This window comes from Okeania sp. SIO3B5 (assembly GCF_010692555.1).
Classification (GTDB): Bacteria; Cyanobacteriota; Cyanobacteriia; order Cyanobacteriales; family Microcoleaceae; genus Okeania.
In genome coordinates this window covers 1-3,220 of record NZ_JAAHHG010000775.1, presented here as the reverse complement: position 1 = coordinate 3,220, position 3,220 = coordinate 1, and the positions used below count along the sequence as shown (strand labels likewise).

Below are 3,220 nucleotides of genomic sequence, written 5' to 3'. Positions count from 1 at the left end.
ATAATCAAGGCGATGTAAGTAATTCACTTGCGTCTACAGGTTTTCTTGTAGACATTGGGAGATACCCCCTCAGCAGGTTAATCTTGCTGTGCATTGTTAGCAAATGTTAACAAAACAGTATCGGTTAATTGATTAAGTCTCGATCGTCCTCTTGGTTAATTAACCACCTTTGAAAAACCTAGCCAATCGGCCGACATTTCTCTCGGTTGTCTCTCAAAGGTTGCAGATTAAGTCAGTACTGACTACGTTGGCAGGTCACGACCACAATATGTGAACTCCAGCATATATGCTGGTCGCTCTAAATTAAGGAAAGCGTTTAATAGCGCCAATCGGAAGTGGGTTTTGTACCGATAGTGTTTAGAGCATGAACAAGCCTGGCCAACATGATCGAGGAACACTTGACTGAAAAGGACTAGATACCACAATGTCTAATACTAATTACGTTTTCGCGACTAGATACAAACAAAAAACCGTTACAACCTTGCAAACCTTCTGTTGCTCGTAGATTTTTAAATTCTGGCAGAGCTTCTGTCTGGCGACGCTTTCCGTTTACTTTGATTCTCACGCAAAGCTGTTGAAGCTGTAGAAAAAACTTTAATTCTAAAGATTGACCAAGGCTCAAAATTTACAGGGATGGCTCTATTAATAATTAATAATTAATAATTAATAATTAATAATTAATAATTAATTATTACCTCTCCTTCAAAACGGATAGGATGGACGCGGAGCGTAAAAATTTTTTCTTCTCTTGGTCGATTGGATATAGTTAGGAAACCCATTCATCCCTCGACCGCTTGTTTCCCCTTAAAAGGGGAGGCTTGAAACCACAATTTTTCGGTAAACCAGGATTACCTAACAAAAAGAAGCCTACTGGTTGGTTAGCACCTTCTGTTATGCACAGAGTCGAAACTACTATGACTTGGGTCAAACGATTAATTAAGTTTTGTCCAGTAGAATCAATCTCAATGGAACTGGTTCGCTTTGATACTCAATTGATACAAGATCTAGAAATTACAGGAAATGTCGAGGAAAATGTCCTCTAAAACTTAACAGGAGATTTTTGTTTGAAATGGAAAATATTGAAAAATGATATTGCCTCATAAGTTAATTGGTGTTGCTGTCATCTGGAATGAAGCAGGACAAATTTTAATTGATAAACGACGACCTGGGGGTGCATTTGGCGGTTTATGGGAATTTCCAGGTGGCAAAAAAGAAGCAGGTGAAACAATAGAAGATTGTATTAAAAGAGAAATTTTAGAAGAGTTAGGAATTGATATTGCAGTAGAAGAACATTTAATTACAATAGAACATAGTTATTCTGAAATGAAAGTAACACTTCATGCCTATCATTGTCGCTATTTGCGGGGAACACCACAAACGATAGAATGTGATGAGTTTAAATGGGTGACATTAGATAATATTGAGGAATTTACATTTCCCCAAGCAAATAGTCAGATTATTACTGCTCTGAAAAAAACCCACATTATATCATGTCCGGATAATCAGTGATCAAAAAACCTTTTCCCTTCTAACCTCTTCTTTCCTTCTGCCTCCTGCCTCCAGCTCCCGCTGCCTTACCTCCTCCAAAGTGTAAGTATTCAACCGGACATGATATTACTGGCCGCTACAGTTAATGTGAGCTGAAAATTGCCTTGTTTGCAGGCCGAAGCGTTTTTATTTGCAAGCCGTTACATATACTCCTTCAAGGGACAAAGTTTTTCAAAGCAGTAGATAACTGACGTAAGCGATCGCTAACTTCTAAATTGACTTCATAAGCCTTTAAATTATCGGGTATTTCAGCCATAAGTAAGGGATTTTCTTCTAACCATTCATTCTGGGCGACTCCTCGCCAAACGGCTTCATATCGAATAAAGCGATCGCGCAGATCATCAAGTTCTTGTAGACAAAACTGCTCAAAACCTGCTGCGTCAAAAATAGCTGACCGTAAATAGGTTCCAAGTGCTTTGATATCGGTTTCAATTTCTAAAATTACTTCTTGTGCCGAATTATTAGGTTGTTGTGGCACATCCTCAGAAACTTCACGAACACCTAATACTTCATACCGTATATTTGAATTATAGAGCAACTTGGAACCCCGATTTACATATCGTCTTAGCACGCTGAAAGCCTTCTCCTCCCCACTATAGTAATTATCAACTATTTCTATATCTATTCCCAGTCTTTTGACAATACGCTTACGAGTTTCACTATCTAAAGGCCCAGGAATTAATGAGTCTGCTACTGGACGTGCAAAGCGGAGAAATAATGCAGTCAAACTGCGACTTAATATTTCTACAAATTGTTCTGTATTACCAATCAGTCGTTCTTTCACTTCTGGACTTTCCCACAGTAAAGTAGTTAGATATTTGACTAACTCTAAAGACTCTTCTTTGATTTCAAGGGCAAGTTGATGAGCAATATCTATTAAGAGAGTGTTGATATCACCAGAAAGTTCTTCACGCCATTCATAATCCGTTCGTTTCGGATCGAATTCCTTACGAGTTGTTTGCTCAAAAATTTCTTCTTTTCGTTTGCTGGTCTTTGATTCCAACTCTTTCATCTTTGTATCAATATCTTGGAGATACCGGGCGCGAAATTGTTTGACTATATCTGAAGAATATTCTACCCCTTCATCTATAGTCAGCTTACGAATATTTTTACTATAATATTTTGTAAAATCTCCTTGAATCTCCGCCCACTTTTTCTCCCACCACTCAGAAAATTCAATACGACGTTGATTTTCTTCTCGTCGTTTGGCTTCGTCTGGATTTTCTGGATAACGCTTACTAACAACCTCAAAAATTTCTTTCGATGTTTTCAATATAGTTGTAATGATAGCATTACAACGTTTCTCTAAAACTGTAACTCGCTCATTATTAATATAATCATTAATTCGCGCTTTAATTTCCTCAATACCAGTAGCTTTTTGTGGTAATGTTTCTTCATCTTCTATACCAGTCAGATACTTCAAGTGACTTAAAAGAGATTTTGAATCGCCAACTGCTTTGGATGTTTGTTCATTCGCCCTACTATTCAAAACTAAATAAGCTCCAGCAGAACCATGAACAATTCGCTCAGGAGGTAATTTTGCTCGTCGATACCAATCCTCTGACGCTTCTTTAAGGTGTTCTTGCAAATCTTCTGGAGTCTTAAAGCGATCGATCTGACTCAAGAAAACAAAAAGAGATCGGAAGAGCCGCCGAGTTGGGTAGAATATTGA

The 3,220-nt window shown here is 37.9% G+C and carries 3 protein-coding genes and 1 pseudogene; 3 read left to right on the top strand and 1 reads right to left on the bottom strand.

Annotation, left to right across the window (positions count from 1 at the left end; genetic code table 11):
- Positions 1 to 416: 416 nt before the first annotated feature.
- From F6K54_RS42275 to mutT, 3 genes are all read left to right on the top strand, one after another.
- Complete coding sequence (locus F6K54_RS42275; protein ID WP_366558403.1) at positions 417 to 578, top strand: RRXRR domain-containing protein; 162 nt, start codon at positions 417 to 419, stop codon at positions 576 to 578.
- A 240-nt stretch (positions 579 to 818) separates the two neighbouring features.
- Positions 819 to 1,043, top strand: coding sequence for an RRXRR domain-containing protein (locus F6K54_RS42270; RefSeq protein WP_375342038.1), 225 nt, complete (start codon positions 819 to 821; stop codon positions 1,041 to 1,043).
- A 43-nt stretch (positions 1,044 to 1,086) separates the two neighbouring features.
- Positions 1,087 to 1,509 (top strand): 8-oxo-dGTP diphosphatase MutT, encoded by a 423-nt coding sequence (gene mutT / locus F6K54_RS42265; protein WP_293090466.1) that lies wholly within the window; start codon positions 1,087 to 1,089, stop codon positions 1,507 to 1,509.
- 193 nt (positions 1,510 to 1,702) lie between these two features.
- On the opposite strand, the pseudogene F6K54_RS42260 reads toward mutT, so the two are convergent.
- A pseudogene (locus F6K54_RS42260) lies at positions 1,703 to 3,220 on the bottom strand (Dynamin family protein); the annotation flags it as partial.